14 protein-coding genes are annotated in these 16,117 nt (G+C 73.4%); 7 read left to right on the top strand and 7 right to left on the bottom strand.

Annotated features, from left to right (window positions below; genetic code table 11):
* Positions 1-61 precede the first annotated feature (61 nt).
* The gene (locus ACFWIA_RS27755; RefSeq protein WP_387009689.1) at positions 62-1,165 is read right to left on the bottom strand and encodes a citrate synthase 2; all 1,104 of its coding nucleotides are present in this window, start codon (positions 1,163-1,165) and stop codon (positions 62-64) included.
* Positions 1,166-1,589: 424 nt separating this feature from the next.
* On the opposite strand from ACFWIA_RS27755, the gene pdxH reads away from it, so the two are divergent.
* Positions 1,590-2,234 (top strand): pyridoxamine 5'-phosphate oxidase, encoded by a 645-nt coding sequence (gene pdxH / locus ACFWIA_RS27750; RefSeq protein ID WP_387009695.1) that lies wholly within the window; start codon positions 1,590-1,592, stop codon positions 2,232-2,234.
* Between the two features lie 42 nt (positions 2,235-2,276).
* Here pdxH and ACFWIA_RS27745 read toward each other — a convergent pair whose 3' ends face one another.
* Complete coding sequence (locus tag ACFWIA_RS27745; RefSeq protein ID WP_387009687.1) at positions 2,277-2,555, bottom strand: hypothetical protein; 279 nt, start codon at positions 2,553-2,555, stop codon at positions 2,277-2,279.
* Positions 2,556-2,859: 304 nt separating this feature from the next.
* Here ACFWIA_RS27745 and ACFWIA_RS27740 point away from each other — a divergent pair, with 304 nt between their 5' ends.
* The 5 genes from ACFWIA_RS27740 to ACFWIA_RS27720 all read left to right on the top strand — a co-directional run bounded on the left by ACFWIA_RS27740 (position 2,860) and on the right by ACFWIA_RS27720 (position 7,559).
* Positions 2,860-4,071 carry a helix-turn-helix domain-containing protein gene (locus tag ACFWIA_RS27740; RefSeq protein WP_387009685.1) on the top strand — a complete coding sequence of 404 codons (1,212 nt, stop codon included), beginning with the start codon at positions 2,860-2,862 and terminating at the stop codon, positions 4,069-4,071.
* Positions 4,072-4,493: 422 nt separating this feature from the next.
* Positions 4,494-4,859 carry a hypothetical protein gene (locus ACFWIA_RS27735; RefSeq protein ID WP_387009683.1) on the top strand — a complete coding sequence of 122 codons (366 nt, stop codon included), beginning with the start codon at positions 4,494-4,496 and terminating at the stop codon, positions 4,857-4,859.
* 103 nt (positions 4,860-4,962) lie between these two features.
* Complete coding sequence (locus tag ACFWIA_RS27730) at positions 4,963-5,706, top strand: ATP-binding cassette domain-containing protein (RefSeq protein ID WP_387009681.1); 744 nt, start codon at positions 4,963-4,965, stop codon at positions 5,704-5,706.
* Between the two features lie 3 nt (positions 5,707-5,709).
* The gene (locus ACFWIA_RS27725) at positions 5,710-6,975 is read left to right on the top strand and encodes a hypothetical protein (protein ID WP_387009679.1); all 1,266 of its coding nucleotides are present in this window, start codon (positions 5,710-5,712) and stop codon (positions 6,973-6,975) included.
* Complete coding sequence (locus ACFWIA_RS27720) at positions 6,972-7,559, top strand: hypothetical protein (RefSeq protein ID WP_387009677.1); 588 nt, start codon at positions 6,972-6,974, stop codon at positions 7,557-7,559. The genes ACFWIA_RS27725 and ACFWIA_RS27720 overlap by 4 nt, the downstream gene beginning before the upstream one ends.
* Positions 7,560-7,569: 10 nt before the next feature.
* On the opposite strand, the gene ACFWIA_RS27715 is transcribed toward ACFWIA_RS27720, so the two are convergent.
* The 3 genes from ACFWIA_RS27715 to ACFWIA_RS27705 form a co-directional block, all read right to left on the bottom strand.
* Positions 7,570-8,097: a hypothetical protein gene (locus ACFWIA_RS27715; protein ID WP_387009675.1), complete on the bottom strand. Its 528-nt coding sequence runs from the start codon at positions 8,095-8,097 to the stop codon at positions 7,570-7,572.
* 100 nt (positions 8,098-8,197) lie between these two features.
* Complete coding sequence (locus ACFWIA_RS27710) at positions 8,198-9,055, bottom strand: alpha/beta fold hydrolase (RefSeq protein ID WP_387009673.1); 858 nt, start codon at positions 9,053-9,055, stop codon at positions 8,198-8,200.
* A gap of 2,100 nt (positions 9,056-11,155) precedes the next feature.
* Positions 11,156-11,848, bottom strand: a complete 693-nt coding sequence (locus ACFWIA_RS27705; RefSeq protein ID WP_387009671.1) for a metal-dependent transcriptional regulator — start codon at positions 11,846-11,848, stop codon at positions 11,156-11,158.
* A 368-nt stretch (positions 11,849-12,216) separates the two neighbouring features.
* On the opposite strand from ACFWIA_RS27705, the gene ACFWIA_RS27700 reads away from it, so the two are divergent.
* A complete protein-coding gene (locus tag ACFWIA_RS27700; protein ID WP_387009669.1) occupies positions 12,217-13,029 on the top strand; it encodes an SIS domain-containing protein in 813 nt (270 codons plus the stop codon).
* Positions 13,030-13,061: 32 nt separating this feature from the next.
* Here ACFWIA_RS27700 and ACFWIA_RS27695 read toward each other — a convergent pair whose 3' ends face one another.
* Together ACFWIA_RS27695 and ACFWIA_RS27690 are read right to left on the bottom strand one after the other, a co-directional pair.
* A complete protein-coding gene (locus tag ACFWIA_RS27695) occupies positions 13,062-14,483 on the bottom strand; it encodes a PAS domain-containing protein (RefSeq protein ID WP_387009667.1) in 1,422 nt (473 codons plus the stop codon).
* Between the two features lie 670 nt (positions 14,484-15,153).
* On the bottom strand, positions 15,154-15,813 hold the full coding sequence (locus ACFWIA_RS27690) for a bifunctional DNA primase/polymerase (RefSeq protein ID WP_387009665.1): 660 nt from the start codon (positions 15,811-15,813) through the stop codon (positions 15,154-15,156).
* Between the last annotated feature and the right edge of the window lie 304 nt (positions 15,814-16,117).

Genomic DNA, 16,117 nt, shown 5'->3' with positions numbered 1-16,117 from the left:
GTTCCGAGGCACTCAGTGCCTCGGAACGCGTGTGCCTCGGAACGCGCGCCGGCGCGTCCGCTCAGCCCGTCGTGACGTCCGCGTACCCGTCCACGCCCCGGGCGCTGCGCACCCCGGGCCCCACGTAGTGCGCGGACGGCCGCACCAACCGTCCGGTCCGCTTCTGCTCCAGCACGTGCGCCGACCAGCCGGCCGTGCGCGCACAGGTGAACATCGACGTGAACATGGGCGCCGGAACCTCCGCGAAGTCCAGCACGATCGCCGCCCAGAACTCGACGTTGGTGGCCAGCACCCGGTCCGGCCGGCGGGCGTGCAGCTCCGCCAGGGCCGCCTTCTCCAACGCCTCCGCCACCTCGAAGCGCGGCGCACCCAACTCCCGCGCCGTGCGCCGCAGCACCCGCGCCCGCGGGTCCTCGGCCCGGTACACCCGGTGCCCGAAGCCCATCAGCCGCTCGCCCCGGTCCAGCACGCCCCGGACGTACGCCTGCGCGTCGCCGGTCCGCTCGATCTCCTCGATCATGCCGAGCACCCGGGAGGGCGCCCCGCCGTGCAGCGGTCCGGACATCGCGCCGACCGCGCCGGACAGGGCGGCGGCGACGTCGGCACCGGTGGAGGCGATGACCCGTGCGGTGAACGTGGAGGCGTTCATGCCGTGCTCCGCGGCCGACGTCCAGTAGGCGTCGACGGCGGCCACGTGCCGGGGGTCGGGCTCGCCGCGCCAGCGGATCATGAACCGTTCCACCACGGAACCGGCCTTGTCCATCTCGCGCTGCGGAACCATCGGCAGCCCCTGGCCCCGCGCGGCCTGCGCCACGTACGACAGGGCCATCACCGTGGTGCGCGCGAGGTCGTCACGGGCCTGCTCGTCGCTGATGTCGAGCAGGGGTTTCAGTCCCCAGGCGGGCGCCAGCATGGCCAGCGCCGACTGGACGTCCACCCGGACGTCACCCGAGTGCACGGGGATCGGGAAGGGCTCCGCCGCGGGCAGCCCGGGGGCGAACGCCCCGTCGACCAGCAGGCCCCAGACGTTCCCGAAGGACACGTGCCCCACGAGATCCTCGATGTCGACGCCCCGGTAGCGGAGGGCGCCGCCCTCCTTGTCCGGTTCGGCGATCTCCGTTTCGAACGCGACGACTCCTTCGAGTCCGGGTACGAAATCGGACATGAGGCGGCTCCTCTGTGTGGACGGCGCGCGGTCGCGGGGGTGCCCCGGGGGTGACCGTGCGGATGACCGTGTGCGGCGGCCGGGCGGGGTACGCGACGGCCGGGGGATCGTGTTGCGCGCTATGGAAGTGCTGGTGGACGGTGGCGGGGTCCGTCGTCGGTTCCACGGCCGTCCCGGGGCGCACGGAACCGACCCGTCCTCCCGGTGATGCCCCGTGGGGGCGGCCGTCCAACCGGTTCGACAGGAAGACCGTATCTCTTGGTGCCTTCAAACGGGAGAGTTTGCGGCACTGAGTGCCATCTTCTTGTTCCGGGGGCGGCCGGTCCCTCCCGCCGGCGCCCGGCCCCTCGTACCGTCGCCCGCCGCGGTACGGCAGGATGACGGGGTGAACCGCGACTCCGTCGATCATCCGAACCCGGCCGTGATGCGCGAGCACTACCGAGCCCGAGGTCTCGACGAGGCCGAACTGGCGGCCCACCCCGTGGAACAGTTCGCGCGCTGGTTCCGGGACGCCGTCCGCACCGCGGACGAGGGCTCCCTGTACGAGCCCAATGCCGTGATCGTGTCCACCGCGGACGCCGAGGGCCGCCCCAGCTCCCGTACGGTCCTGCTGAAGCAGTTCGACCACGAGGGCTTCGTCTTCTACACGAACTACGGCTCCCGCAAGGCCCGCGACCTGGACGCCAATCCGCACGTGGCGCTGCTCTTCCCCTGGCATCCGATGGCCCGGCAGGTCCACGTCACGGGCATCGCGACCCGGACCGGTCGTGACGAGACGGCCGCGTACTTCCGCACCCGACCGCACGGCTCCCAACTCGGCGCCTGGGCGAGCAGCCAGTCGACGGTGGTCGCCTCCCGCGCCGAGCTGGACCGGGCGTACGAGGAGCTGGCCGCCCGCTACCCCGAGGGCGAGCAGGTCCCCGTCCCGCCGCACTGGGGCGGCTTCCGGGTGGTGCCCGAGACGGTCGAGTTCTGGCAGGGCCGCGAGAACCGGCTCCACGACCGGCTCCGCTACGTGCGGGGCGCCGCGGGCGGCGACGCGTGGCACGTGGAGCGCCTCAGCCCTTGAGCCCCCGGGCCGCCGCCCGCCGATGCCGGACGGGTGCCCGGGTCACGCGTCGCGCGCCGTTCGCTCGGTCCAGTCCGGCCCTGTCGCGGCGGTCAGTCGGGCGCCCCGGCTGTCTGCGATCCGGGTCACCTCCCGCAAGGACGTGCGCAGTTGGTCGGCCAGGAACCGCAGTTCGCGTCTGTCGGCCCGCTGGTCCGCGATCAGCTCCCCGGCCCGGTCCAGCAGCACGGTGGCGTGTCGGAGGTGCATGCGTTCCAGGTCGTCCGCCATCTGTCCGAGCACGCTGTGCCCGCCGTCGGTCGCACCGCCCGCATCGCTCACCAAGAAGCACGGTTTGCCCTGGTCGGTACTCCAGGGCAGCAACCGCACGAGGCGTGGTCCGTTGTCTGCTGGTAGCCCTGACCTGCTCGTTTCCTCGGTGTCTCGATCCACGTTGTCGACTCCCTTTCCGGGTGACCAACCCGAACCGGTGACCCCGGTCGCCGGGTTGTGTTCGATCGTGTACAGATAGTCAACGGCGCCCCGAAGTAGCCGGGCTTGCACGTGGGTTGCACAAGGCTCGTGGGTCGGGAAAGCGGTCCATGACCATGGGGTGAGTACGCACATCGCGAGGAGGGCGGAAGTCATGAGCGCACCGGGCCACTCCGAATTCACAGCAGGGCTGGCGCCCGGCGAGAACCTGGCGGTCCTGCGCAAGGCGCACGGGCTGACACAGGCCCAACTGGCACGACGAGCCGCAGTGTCGCTCTCGCTCTTGTCCAAGATCGAGGTGGGGGACAGAGCCCTGACCCCCGCGGTTGCCGCTGCGCTCGGCAAGCCCATGGGGTTGACCGTCGCGGAGGTGCTGGGAAAGGCCGCTGTGCACCAGGAGGCGGAAGAGTCGCTCACTGATCTGCGCTCGGCGTTGCGTGACTACGACGTACCCACAGAACGGACGGTGACGGATAGTGACCTGCGCGATGGGGTGATGCGCGCAAGTGCCCTTCGCGACGCCTTCGACGTGGCCCGCCTGACGCAACTGTTGCCGAACCTGCTCCGGGACGCGACGGCCCACGCGTTCGCTGTGCATTCGGCCGAGGCGTGGAACTCGTTGGCTGAGGTGTACAGCGCCGTCTACTGGTTGGCGGCCCGACACCGCTGGATGGACATGGCGGAGCTGGCCGTCACTCGGCAACGTTGGGCCGTGGACCAGCGCGCCGATCCGTTGGGGGCGGCCATCGCTGACCGGGACCGGGCCGGGGCGTACCTGAATGGAGGCGACTACGAGGGCGGGCTGTCCTTGGTGGAGCGTGCGATCGTGGCCGCCCAGTCGAGCCCGTCGCTCTCGGGGCAGGAGCGGGCCTTCGCGGTGGGCGTCCTGAACCTGCGAGGCATGACCCTCGCGGGGCGGCTGGAGGACAAGCGCGAGGGCCGGCGGGAGGCCGAACGGCACATCAGGTCCGCCTGGAACGCCGCTGAGGAGCTTGCGGGAATGGAGTGGAACCGCCACTCCATGATCTTCGGCGTGCGGAACACCACCACACACGTCCTTGCCACGAGGTTGGACTTGGGCAGTCCTCGGGAGGCCCTGGCGATGGCCGGGGACATCGACGCCGCGCTGGCCGATCTGACTCCGACCCGGGTGGCCGCGACCCGCATCAACCTGGCTCGGGCGGGACTCGACGTCGGCGACCGGGACGGGGCGTTGACCAACCTCCGGATCGCCTGGGAGGCCGCCCCGCAGATGGCTCGGATGAATCCGATGGGACGCGAAGTGTTCCGGGTCGTGTCCTCCCTGCACCGGCGCAGCAACCCGGAGCTGCTGCGCATGGCGAAGCTCGCCGGCATCCCCCTCTGACCCCCTGCCCCCCTGACCCTGCGAAGGGCAGCGGACGGGAGCCGCCCGGCGCTGCACCGCCGACCGAGCGCGGTGCAGCGTTCGCGTGGAACCGGCCAACCGCCCGTGAACGATTCCCCCGCGGGGGACTCGTACGGCCCGTTCCCCTGAGCCGCGGGTATTCAGATCAACTTCTCTTCATACAAGTCAATTCATGATCCAAATACCTCCCCCTATTCAGTCATTCATGAGCGGTCATCTCATGTGATGAGTTCGAGGCGGATAGTGTCGATATGCAATCGTCGGCGCAGAGTTGTGCATGCGTCATCCGGGGGGAGGCGAGTGCACCCTTCCTCCGCATTTCCAGGCGGTTCCGCCCGGGATCGCCAGACAGGGGGAAAGGCATGAGTGCGAAAGTGCGACGTGTTGCGCGTGGTGTGATCGTGGGCGCTGTGCTGCTGGGGGTCGCCGGTGTGGTCCCCGCGCACGCCGAGGGGAGCTTCTCCTCGTACATCTCGGCCTGGCAGCCGGGGGACGAGTCACGCCGTTGGACGGACGGCAACCGGGACTCCGTCAAGACCTCCGTCCGCTTCCGCGGCTGCGAGTCCGACGGGGGCGGCGGGTTCCGGAAGGCCCAGCTCAAGTTGTGGCGCGACGTCTTCGGGCCGGACAAGCACCAGGGAACCAGGACCAACACCTGCAAGACGGCCACCTGGAAAGACGTGTCGAAGGGCACCTACTACTTCGAACTCTGGGGTGTCTGGAACGGAAGCTTCCTCTGGGTGGATTCCGTGACGACGAAATACTGATCCCGCCATACTCGGGACGTCCCGGAGCGAGTCGGCAGCCGGGGCGTCCCCCATTGCCGCTGACTAGCCGCCTCCGCCGTGAGGTCGGCGGATTGTGCGACCCATGGCCTTGGTATTTCGTGATCTTTCCTTTCGCTACCACCGGAACGCGGAGGTGTTCTCCGGCCTGGACCTGTGCCTCGCGGGTCCGTCCACGGTGCTGCTCGGACCCAACGGCGCCGGCAAGTCGACCCTGATGGCGCTCGCCGCCTCGCAGTTGCGGCCCCCGCGCGGGACGGTCACCTGGGCGGACGCGGCACCCACCGGTCGACGGGCCACGGCCCGGTACCGGCGGGCGGTCGCCTGGATTCCGCAACAGGTCACCGCCGTACCCGGATTGACGGTGCGGGAGCAGGTCGCGTACGCGGGGTGGCTGAAGGGCCTGTCGCGCGGGGCGGCGTGGGAGGCGTCGAGCCGGGCGCTGGAGCGGGTCGGGCTCCAGGCGTTGGCGGACCGCAAGAGCCATCAGGTCTCCGGGGGGCAGCTGCGGCGCATGGGCATCGCCGCGGCCCTGACCCACCGCAGCGAGCTGATCCTGATGGACGAACCCACGGCCGGCCTCGATCCCCAACAGCGCGGCGTGTTCCGCACGTTGGTGGAGGAGTTGAGTGCCACGGTGCAGGTCGTGGTGTCGACGCACCAGACGGAGGACCTCGCCGCGCTCTACGAACAGGTCGTCGTCCTCGACCGGGGACACGTCCGCTTCCAGGGCACCACCGCCGAGTTCTACGCCCTCGCCGCCGCCGACCCCTCCCCGCGGGAACGCGCCGAGGCCGCCTACGCCCAACTCGTCGGACGGGAGGTCTGACCCGTGCTGCTGCGCACCGCACTCCGGTCCTCCGCGGCCACCTGGGCCCTGCCCTTCCTGATCGCCTTCGTCCTGCTGGCCCTGGGCGACGACCTGTCCTCCTGGGTCACCGTCGGCTACTGGCCCTCCGCCACCGCCAACGCCACCTTCGCCCTGCCCTTCGTCAACGCCGTCTGCGCGGGCGTCGCCGCCTGGGAAGTCGCCCGCTTCACCCGCGGCCGGGTCTTCGACCAGACCGCCGCCCGCGGCCCGCTGGCGATCACCGCCCCCGTGCTCCTCCCCGTCGCCGTACTGGGCCTGCTCGCCCTGCTCGCCGCGCTCCTCACCTCCGTCAGCGCCGCCGGAGTGGGCCCCGGACTGCCCCCACCGGGCGTGCTCCTGGTGATGATCGGGCTGCTCCTCGCGAACATCCTGGTCGGCTCGGTCGTCGGCCGGGTCCTGCCCGGGGTGCTGGCCGCACCGCTCGCCCTCGTCGGCAGCTTCGTCGTCAACGCCTACCCCGCCGCCCTCACCCTCTGGTGGCCCCGACACCTCGTCGCCGGCGGCCTGGACGGCTGCTGCGCCGTCGACGAAACCCTCGACCCCGCCGCCCTGTGGAGCGCCGGCACCTTCGCCACCTCGGTCAGCCTCGCCGCGCTCGCCCTCATCCGCTTCCGCGGCCGACTCCTCGCCCTGCTCACGGCACTGGCCCTGACCGCGGGCGGCACCGCACTCGCCGCGCACCTCGCCCGCGACCTCACCGACACCGTCGTACGCCCCCGCCCACCGGCCGCCCTGCACTGCACGGGCAGCCGCCCCACCGTCTGCCTCTGGCCCGAAGTCCGCCACCCCACCACCGTCGACCGCGCCACCCGCACCGCCGTCGCCCGACTGCAACGCGCCGGCGTACGCGTCCCCGACACCCTCACCATGGCCGCCCGACCGGGCCCCGACGCCAGCAAACTCGGCATCCCCACCGACGCCACCGCCGCCGACGTCCCCGCCGGCGTCGCCTCCGGACTCCTCCCCGAACCCCCCGCCTGCGCCCTGCGCGGCGCCCCCTACCCCGCCGCCGACGCCGAACTCCCCCTCGCCGCCTGGCTCTACGCCACCGCCGGCGAACCCCACCCGGTCGTCGCCGGCCGCTTCGGCGCCCCCGAAGCCGCCCTCGCCCGCAAGATCAGGAACCAGCCCCGCGACGTCCAACTCGCCTGGTACGAACACCACCGCGCCGCCCTCGCCACCTGCGGCACCCGACCCGACCTCGACCCCGGGAAGGGCACCCGATGATCTGGTGGCTCAAGATCCGCGCCGCCCACGCCCTCGCGATCGGCACCGCCGCGACCTGGCTCCTCGGCCTCCTCATCGGCACCGCACACCTCCCCCTCCCCGCCCTCACCGGCCAAGCCGGCGACTTCCTCGTCGGCCACCTCATCACCCTCGCCCCCGCCGTCCTCCTCATGCACGGCGCCGCCCGCGCCGACCACCCCACCGAGAACGTCGCCGTCCGCACCCCCCACCACCTCGACGTCGCCCTCGCCCTCACCCTCGCCACCACCGTCCTGACCGCCGCACTCCTCCTCCACCTCATCCACCCCACCGACATGGCCATCGTCCTCAGCCGCAACATCACCGGCTACATCGGACTCGCCCTCCTCCTCCACCCCTGGGTCGGACACCGCGCCGCCGGCGCACTCATCGCCGTGGCCCCGCTCGGCTGCGCCGCCGCCGGCTGGGGACCCGGCGGCCGACCCGAACGCTGGGCCTGGGTCCTGCACCCCGCCGACTCCCGCACCGCCCTCGCCCTGGCCCTCGCCACCCTCCTCCTCGGCACCACCACCGCACTCACCCGCAGGCCCACCACCACCCCCTGAACCCCGAGCGCTAGCCCACCCAACTCCGCAGCAACTCCTCGCGCTCCGCCGCCCGCGGCGTGGCCCCGTCCCGCTTGCGACCCCACTCGGACATCGCCGCCAGCGTCGTCGCCAGCGTTGCGGCGCCCTCCGTGAGCCGGGACAGCAGGGCGCGGGAGAGGTCGACCTCCGTCGACGAGTAGCCGGCCGCCGCGGCGACGTGCGCCGCCAACTCCCGCTCGCCGTCAGGCGTCTCCACGCGCACCGTCATCAGCGCCGGGGCCTCGTACGGCCCGCCCGGGGTCCCGGCCATCGTCAGGCTGAGCACCGTGTCCAGGACCAGGTCCTTGACCGCGCCGACCTGCCGCACCAGGGACTTCGCGGGGACGTCCACCACCGTCAGGGCGTGCACGTCCTCCCACAGGTGGAAGCCGGGCTGCCCGTCGCCCAGGGGCAGCACCCCCTCGGCGGTCAGCCGCACCCCGGGGGCCGAACCGGACGGCTTCGCGCCCACGTACACATCGCCCTCGGCGATCCAGAACAGACCCACCATGGCCATACGGTGCTCACTCCTCCCGGCGCCGACCACGCCGCCGCCGGGTCATGCGTCAAACGATCAGGTCGTCCCTGCAACGCGCGGCGGAGTCGGCGCGTTCCCGTCAGTCCGGTGCGAGGTCCTCCAGGAACGGTTCGATCGCCGCGCGCCACGCCTCGGGCTGGTCGTAGTGCACGAGGTGCGCCGCATCGGCGACCTCCGCGTACCGGCCCTGCGGCAGCACCCGCACCATCTCCTGTGCCTCCGCCCGCCCCAATTCGCCGTCGAGTCCGCGCACGACCAGGGTCGGGCACCGGACCTGCGCCAGTTCGTCCCAGTGCGCGTGGTGCGCCCAGGCAGCGCGGGAGGCCAGCATCTGCGCGGGGTCGAAGACGGGCCGCCAACCGTCCGCCGACTCGGCCATCACCTCGGCGTAGAACGCGCCCCGCGACGGATGGGGCCGCTCCACCCACGGGTCGTCCTCGCCGAACCACTTGTGGACGTCGGCGAGGGTGGCGAACGGCAGCGGCCAGGTGCCGAACCAGTGCTCCCACTCGCGCTGCGACGCCGGTCCGAGCGCCGAGGCGCGCATGTCGCAGACGACGACGGCCCGTACGAGGTCCGGCCGGCGCGCGGCGAGCTGCCAGGCCGTCAGCGCGCCCATGGCGTGGCCGATCAACACGGCGGGTGCCAGGTCGAGTTGCTCCAGTGCGGCCACGGCGTCCGCGACGTACGCCTCCCGGTCCCAGGGGCCGTCGACGGGCTTGTCGCTACGACCGTGCCCGCGCTGGTCCAGGGCGAGCGCGCGGTGCCGTTCGCCCAACCAGCGGGCGGTGTCCGCCCAGTGGGAGGCGCGGCCCATCAGGCCGTGCAGTAACAGCACGCCCGGCGCGTTCCGCCGCCCCGGCTTGGGCGGGTCGGCGAAGTCCCAGGCGGCCAGGCGCACACCGCCCGCCCCGGTCACGTCGATTCGCCTCGCCATTGCTCCGGCACCCCCTCGATGGCGGCCCGCCGGGCCGCTCGCACGCTCTTCTGGGCTGTTGCGGGTCTTGATGTGAGACGGGACTGGACGGGGCGGATGCGGTGGTCTGACGACCCGCCCTCCGTCCGGTGGACCTGCGGACTCAGATTATCGAACCCGTGTTCGGGTTGGTGGTCTTCGTCTGCAACATCGCTCGTTCGGGTGATGGGTTCCGAGGATTGCTCGCCCCGGTCCTGGGGAGATCTTTCCCGGGAGGCGGGCCGCTCGGGGATCACGGTCCGAAGGGGATGACCCTGGGAGCTCGGGGCTCCGGGTCATCGAGGGGGAGGGTAGGCCCCGGCGCCGTTCGGCGCCGGGGCCCTCCGCGTGTTCGCCGGCGCTCGGCCGTTTCTGGGGGCCCTGCGCTTCCGGCGAGGTGGTGTGTTCCCCGGCCGTGGGGTCGGCGGGGCTGCTCCCGATGTGGGTGCGCTGCGGCTGCGGCCCGGGGGCGTGATCGGTGCTGGTGGGCCCGTGGCGGACTCGGTGAGCCGCGCCGCGCCTGCCCGTGCCCTTCGCCCCCGCACCGAGCACGTCCGTCCCCGTCCCCGTCCCCGTGTCCGTCCCGGCAGCCGTGTCCGTGCCAGGGCCAGGGCGGCCCGGGTCCGTGTGCGTGTCCGGAACCGGGGCCTCGGCGTCCCCCGTGCCTGCGCCAAGGGCCCCGGTACGCGGGTCCCTCGTGCCCGTACCAGGGACCTTCATGCCGGTGCCCACGGCCGTGCCCGTACCCGGGGCCCTTGTGTCCGCGTCCCCCGTGAGCGTGCGCGCGGCCGGGTGCCATGCGCCCCGGCCCGTACCAGTGCCGGTGCTCACGGCCGTGCCCGTGCCCGTACCCGGGGCGGGTGCCTCCGCGGCCGGGGTCGCGACCGGGTGCCCGGTGCGCGGGGCGGTCCCCGTGCTCGTGCCCGCGACCGGATGCCGCGCGCCCCGGCCCGTACCAGGGGTCTTCGTGTCGGTGCCCACGGCCGTGCCCGTACCCGGGGCCCTTGTGTCCGCGTCCCCCGCGGACGTACCGGTGCCCGCGGCGGGGTTCCCCGTGCCCGAGCCGGACGCCTTCGCGGGCGTGTCCCCCGTGAGCGTGCTCGCGGCTGGGCGCCATGTGCCCTGATCCGTGCCGGTGCTCACGGCCGTGCCCGTGCCTGCGGCGGGGCCGGTGTGCGTACCCGCCGCGGGGGGCGTTGCGCCCGGGTCAGGGACCGTCGCGCCCGCGTGCCCCGCGGCCGGGCCAGTACCCGGGGCGGCTGCCTTCGCGGCGAGGTCCCCCGCGGCCGGGGTCACGGCCGGGTGCCCGGTGCGCGGGGCGGTCCCCGTGCCCGGGGCGGGGCCGGTGCTCGCGCCCGCGGCCGGGTGCCGTGCGCCCCGGCCCGTACCAAGGGGCCTCGTGCCGGTGCCCGGGTCCCCCGTGGACGTACCGGAGCCAGGGGCGGGTGCTTTCGTGTCCGAGCCGGAGGTCTTCGTGGCCGCGTCCCCCGTAACCGCGCCCACGGCCGTGCCCGTACCTGCGGCGGGGGGCCTCATGCCCGCGTCCCCCGCGGACGTACCCGTACCCGCGGCCGGGTGCCTTGCGCCCGGGTCAGGGACTGTCGCGCCTGCGTGCCCCGTGGCCGGGCCCGCGCCGCGCACGTGCGCGGTCAGCGCACCCGCGTCCGCGCGGCGCCGTGCGGTGTGGCCGGGTGCGTCGCGCCGGTCGCCGACCGGACGTGCCGCCCCGTGTTCGCAGCGCATCGCTCGCCCCTCCCCGGCCGAGCGGCCGGACCCTCCCGCGCGGTCCCGAGCCTTCGAGTCATATGCCTGACGCACAGCCTGGCACGGGAACGGGACGGCCGCTGCCCTTCCACACACAGAATCCGAATCCGGTGTGAACGTGAACACCCAGCGGTCCACTCGTCCACCAGGTCGTCCCAACCGTCCCAGCAGATCGGGGCCACGGGGCCGGCGCGTCCGGGCGCACGGGTACGGGGCGGGGCGTAGGGGAACGGGGCGGGGCGCAACCGTACGGGGCAGGGCGCACAGCCCTACCCCGCACCCCCCTTGATCAGGCCGGCGAACCGGCCGGCCGGGTCCTCACTTCTTCGCCACGAACACGTGGGACGCGACCTCGGCGTCCAGCTCCGCGGCCTCGCCGCCGCTGCCGACCAGGACCCCGCCCGCGGACTCCGTGACGCTCACGACCGCACCGGGCTGCACGCCCGCCCGCCGCAGTGCGTACATCAGCTGGGCGTCCGTCTGGATCGGCTCGCCGATCCGCCGGACGATCACGTTCTTGCCCTCGCTGCCGGGGTCCAGCTCGGCGAGGGACACCATGCTCGCGTCGAGGAAGGGGTCCGCCGCGTCCTTCTCGCCCAGCTCCTCCAGGCCCGGGATGGGGTTCCCGTAGGGCGATTCGGTGGGGTGCCGCAGCAGCTCCAGCACGCGCCGCTCCACCGCCTCGCTCATGACGTGCTCCCAGCGACACGCCTCCGCGTGGACCTGCTCCCACTCCAGGCCGATCACGTCGACGAGCAGGCATTCGGCGAGCCGGTGCTTGCGCATCACCCGGGTGGCCAGCCGGCGGCCCTCCTCGGTCAGCTCCAGGTGTCGGTCGCTGGCGACCGACACCAGACCGTCGCGCTCCATGCGCGCCACCGTCTGGCTCACCGTCGGGCCACTCTGGTCCAGCCGCTCCGCGATGCGGGCGCGCATGGGGACCACACCCTCCTCTTCGAGTTCGAGGATGGTGCGGAGATACATCTCTGTGGTGTCGATCAGTCCGGACATACGTACGTGCCCCTCGTTCGGCTTTGCTAGTGCCGCACTAGCGAGTGCGCTGGCCCCTGGCCCCAATTCTGACGCATCGCGCCGACAACCGGGCCCCACCCGCCGATCGGCGGCCCCGGCCCCGTCGCCGCCCCGCCCGACGGCACCCGCACCAGGTCCTTCGGCGGGTCGTCCGCGGCGGTCCGCGGAGCGTATTGACAGCGTGGCGGTGCGCAACGCACGGTGATCCGCGACACGCGCGCGGCACCGCTCCGCGCGGGACCGACCACCGGACGTGCGGGGTTTCCCGCGGGCCGGCGGTCCGCCCGGGGGACGGCGGACGCACCTGCCCGCGCGCAGCGACGACCGTGGACGAAGGGGAATCGGCGATGAGCGACAGCAGGGCCAACGGGGTCGGGGACGCGCAGGGCGCACAGGGCCGGGGGGAGGCCCCCGGGGCCACGCTCGCCGACCGGTTCTTCGACGCGGCCATCGAACTGCTCCAGCAGGTCCGCGACCGCGACACGGAGGAGATCGCCGCGGCGGGCACCCTCGTCGCGGACACCGTCGACGCCGGCGGACGGCTCTTCGCCTACGGCGCCGGGCACTCCTCGCTCGCCGCGCAGGACCTCGTCTACCGGGCCGGTGGCCTCGCCCTGATGAACCTGTTGACGGTGCCGGGCGCCGTCGTCGACGTCCAGCCCGCCACCCTCGGCTCCGCCCTGGAACGCGTCGACGGCCTCGCCACGGTGGTCCTGGACACCAGTCCGCTGCGCGCCGGCGACCTGCTGGTGATCATCTCGCTGTCCGGGCGCAACGCGCTGCCCGTCGAGATGGCGATGCACGCCCGTTCCCTCGGCATCAGGGTCATCGGGGTCACCTCGGTCGCCTACGCCACCGAGACCCGGTCCCTGCACGCCTCCGGCAGCTTCCTGAAGGACCACTGCGACGTCGTCCTGGACACCCGCATCCCGCTCGGGGACGCCACCCTGGTGCACGAGGGCATCGACGCCCCGTTCGCGCCCGCGTCGACCGTCGTCACCAGCGGGGTGCTCCAGGCGGTGATGGCCACCGCCGCCGGGGTGCTGGCGGAGCGCGGCATCCAGCCCCCGTTGCTGCGGTCCGGCAACGTCGACGGCGGCCACGACTGGAACGGCAAGGTGCTGGACGAGTACGGGGACCGGATCTTCCACAGCCGCTGACGGCACCCGCCCGGCACCCGCCCGGCGCGGGCTCAGCCGCGGGGGGCGCCCAGCACGCGGGCGAGGTCCACCGCGGCGGCGATCCGGGTGACGACGCTCTCCGCGTAGGTGGCGTCCAGCCGCTCGAACCGGGGGCGGCTCGACGCCCGCAGGAAGGTCACCACGCCCAGCGTCCGCCCCCGGCTGCGCAGCACCGAGCACAGGGCGTGCACCGAGTCCTCGGGCCACTGCCGCGACCGTGCCCACTCCCGGGCGCGGCCCGGCGGGTCGGTCGGCGCGCTGGCCCGCACCGAACTGGTGCGCTCCACGCTCTGCAACGCCGGGTGCCCGGCCGCGTACCGCAGCGGCAGCCCCGACCGGAACGCGGCGAGGCCCGGCCCCGGGGTCCCGGACGGGGTGGTCAGCGCCCGCACCAGCCGTACGGGGGCCGCGCCGTCCTGGACGTCCGCCCGGTGTCCGCCGGCGGGTTCCGGTTCGCCGTCCCCGGTGAGCAGGTCCAGCAGTACGTGATCGGCGAACCCGGCGAGCGAGAAGTCGAGCTGCACGGAGACCGCTTCCGCCGGGTCCTCGCACTCGCCCGCCGCGCGGGCCGCCCGGTGCAGTTGGTTGCCGCGGAAGCGCAGTTGGGCCGCCTCCTGCTCGGTCTGTTTGGACTCCGTGACGTCCTGGAAGAGCCAGCCGACGCCCAGCGGCACGGGTTCCTCGGCGAGCGGGGACGAGAGCCGGACGAAACCGCTGCGCCAGCAGCGCCGGACGTCCCCGCCGGGCAGCCGGACGGTCACCCACAGATCGGCGGGGGCGGGCGGGGCTCCCTCGGCCAGCACATGGGCCAGCGAGCCCTCCAGGTCCTCCACCCCCTGGGCCAGGAACTCGCCGAGGGGGCGGCCCAGCAGGGCCGTGCGTCCGCTGCCGAGCGCGGTGGCGGCGTGCGCGTTGGCGGCGGCCGGCCGCAGGTCGGCGTCGACGAGGACGACACCGAAGGCCGCGTCCTGGAACAGTGCCTCGCTGAGGGCGATGGAGCGCTCCAGGTCGATCTGTGCGTGCACCTCGCTGAAGGCGCAGTAGACCCCGGCGGGCTCGCCGTCGGGTCCGCGCACCGCCGCGGACTGGACGCGCACCAGGACCCGGCCGCCGTCCTTGGTGAGCAGGGCGAACTCGTGGACCTGCCGGCCCCGGGCGTGCATCGCCCCGAGCAGCCGTTCCTCGATCCCGGCGGCGTCGCCCGGTCTCGCCGCCCAGCCGGAGAACCCGTGACGGCCGACCGCTTCGGCCGCGGTCCAGCCCAGGACCCGCTCGGCCTCGCGGTTCCAGTGGGTGACGACCCCGTCCGCGTCGAACGCGCACAGCGCCGCGTCCATGCCGTCGAGCAGCGCCGCGAGCAGATCCGCACCGTCCCGTCCGGGTCCGCTCGGTCCCAGCTCGTCGGTGGCCCCGCTGCGCCGGGAAGCACTCACCTGGCACCCCCTGTCCGCGGAAACCGGCCGGTACCGCGTCGTCTCGGTCGTCGTCGGTCGTCTCGGTGGGGTACGCGTATCCGCTGCGTCGGGTACGTGCACCGCGTTCCAGATCATTGAACTCGAACGTGACCCACCCCACACAGTGTTCACCCAAAGAGGCCGGGCGGGGAAATGTTCGAGGGCCTTCCGGGGGCACCGGGGGCGGCTTCCGTGCAGGTGGGGGCGCATGGGGGCAGATGTCGACGTGCGCGCGCCGGCGCCCGGCCCGGCGGTCGGCCGCGCCCCGCGTTAATTCGGTTGAACGGGCCGGGGGAGGTGCCTAGCGTGGGGGGCACACAGAAGGGAGGTGGTTCGCAGCATGAGCGAGAACCGGACCAGTGAGGTGGCTGCGGGCTGAGGCCCGTCACCACACCGAGTGCGGTGCCGGACCAGCACGAGATCGTGCGTGCGACCGGCCCAATCCACGCAGTCACCCGACCCGCAGGCCGCCGGTGAGTCCGGCCGGCTTCCGCCGCCCACCGCGGTGGGACCACGGCCTGCGGGTCGTCTGCGTTCCCCCCTGACCCGACCGGTCGCCCGGTGGTCGTCGGCGCGGTGCGGCGCGGACCGTCGGCGGGCGGTCACCCGCCCGCCGGGGCCCGGAGCGACGAGGGGCGCACGAGGGCGCCTATCGGCGTGCCTCCCGCGCACAGGCGTAGGCCAGCGGACTGACCAGTTCCTCGGCGTCCGGCAGCCAACGGTTCGCGGCGGTCGGACGGTTCGCCCACTGGACGGCGCCCTTGGTGCCCAGCCGGGTCGGCGGGGCCGCGATGTACGCACCCTCGCCCAGGGTCAACAGGTCCAGCGAGGACGGCGGCCAGCCCAGCCCGCGGACGAGGTCGGGAACCTTGGCGCAGGCACCGGGCAGCACGAAGAACCGCAGTCGGCGGTCGGGGGTGCAGAGCACCGGACCGAGCGTCAACTCCATGCGCTCCATCCGGGCCAGGGCCAGGAACCCGGCGCTGTCGGGCACATCGATCACGTCGAAGGTGCGGCCCGTGGGCAGCAGGATCGACGCCGTGGGCTGGTCCGCCCAGAGGCGGCGCGCGGTCGACGCGCTCCCGGTCGCCTGGGCCGCCCAGTCCTTGCGCGTGGGGTGCGCCCCCGGCGCGGCACAGTCGGCGGCGCCGCAGGAGCACGTGGGGACGCCGTCGATCGACTCCAGCCACGTACCGGGGAAGACGTCCCAGTGCCGTTCCTCGGCGTACCGTACGGCGGTGTCCAGCGTCGCCTCGCCGCGCTGCTGGGGGATCTGGGCGGTCGATGTGACTCCGATGGTCTCTTCCACGTGCTTCTCAACTCTCGCTTTCTGTCGGGGGTTACGACCCTCTCGCGCGCGCGGGCACGGTGCACCCGGGCCCACAGGTGGGGCGCATGGGTGCACTGACAGGGGCGCGCAGAGGGTCGAGCCGCGGCTGTGGGTAACCAGGGTAGGGGCGGACTACCGGCTGTTACCCCGGCATTTCTCGTATGTCCCGCATCTTCCGTTTGTCGCCGGGGCATTGATCAGCGAGAAGTCGCCGAGACCGACGACTGAACAGTGCGAAAGCTACTCGAACCGGACGCGATGTCAGACAAGACCCGGACACGAC

This window comes from Streptomyces sp. NPDC127068, assembly GCF_042724695.1.
Taxonomy (GTDB): domain Bacteria; phylum Actinomycetota; class Actinomycetes; order Streptomycetales; family Streptomycetaceae; genus Streptomyces.
Note: the sequence above shows the minus strand (reverse complement) of the source record. Positions and strands in the feature narration are given on the sequence as shown.

Excerpts from the sequence above, each read along its gene's own strand:
- ACFWIA_RS27755 (WP_387009689.1), bottom strand. The coding sequence starts at position 1,165 with ATGTCCGATTTCGTACCCGGACTCGAAGGAGTCGTCGCGTTCGAAACG.
- pdxH (WP_387009695.1), top strand. The coding sequence starts at position 1,590 with ATGCGCGAGCACTACCGAGCCCGAGGTCTCGACGAGGCCGAACTGGCG.
- ACFWIA_RS27740 (WP_387009685.1), top strand. The coding sequence starts at position 2,860 with ATGAGCGCACCGGGCCACTCCGAATTCACAGCAGGGCTGGCGCCCGGC.
- ACFWIA_RS27730 (WP_387009681.1), top strand. The coding sequence starts at position 4,963 with ATGGCCTTGGTATTTCGTGATCTTTCCTTTCGCTACCACCGGAACGCG.
- ACFWIA_RS27720 (WP_387009677.1), top strand. The coding sequence starts at position 6,972 with ATGATCTGGTGGCTCAAGATCCGCGCCGCCCACGCCCTCGCGATCGGC.
- ACFWIA_RS27715 (WP_387009675.1), bottom strand. The coding sequence starts at position 8,097 with ATGGCCATGGTGGGTCTGTTCTGGATCGCCGAGGGCGATGTGTACGTG.
- ACFWIA_RS27710 (WP_387009673.1), bottom strand. The coding sequence starts at position 9,055 with ATGGCGAGGCGAATCGACGTGACCGGGGCGGGCGGTGTGCGCCTGGCC.
- ACFWIA_RS27705 (WP_387009671.1), bottom strand. The coding sequence starts at position 11,848 with ATGTCCGGACTGATCGACACCACAGAGATGTATCTCCGCACCATCCTC.
- ACFWIA_RS27700 (WP_387009669.1), top strand. The coding sequence starts at position 12,217 with ATGAGCGACAGCAGGGCCAACGGGGTCGGGGACGCGCAGGGCGCACAG.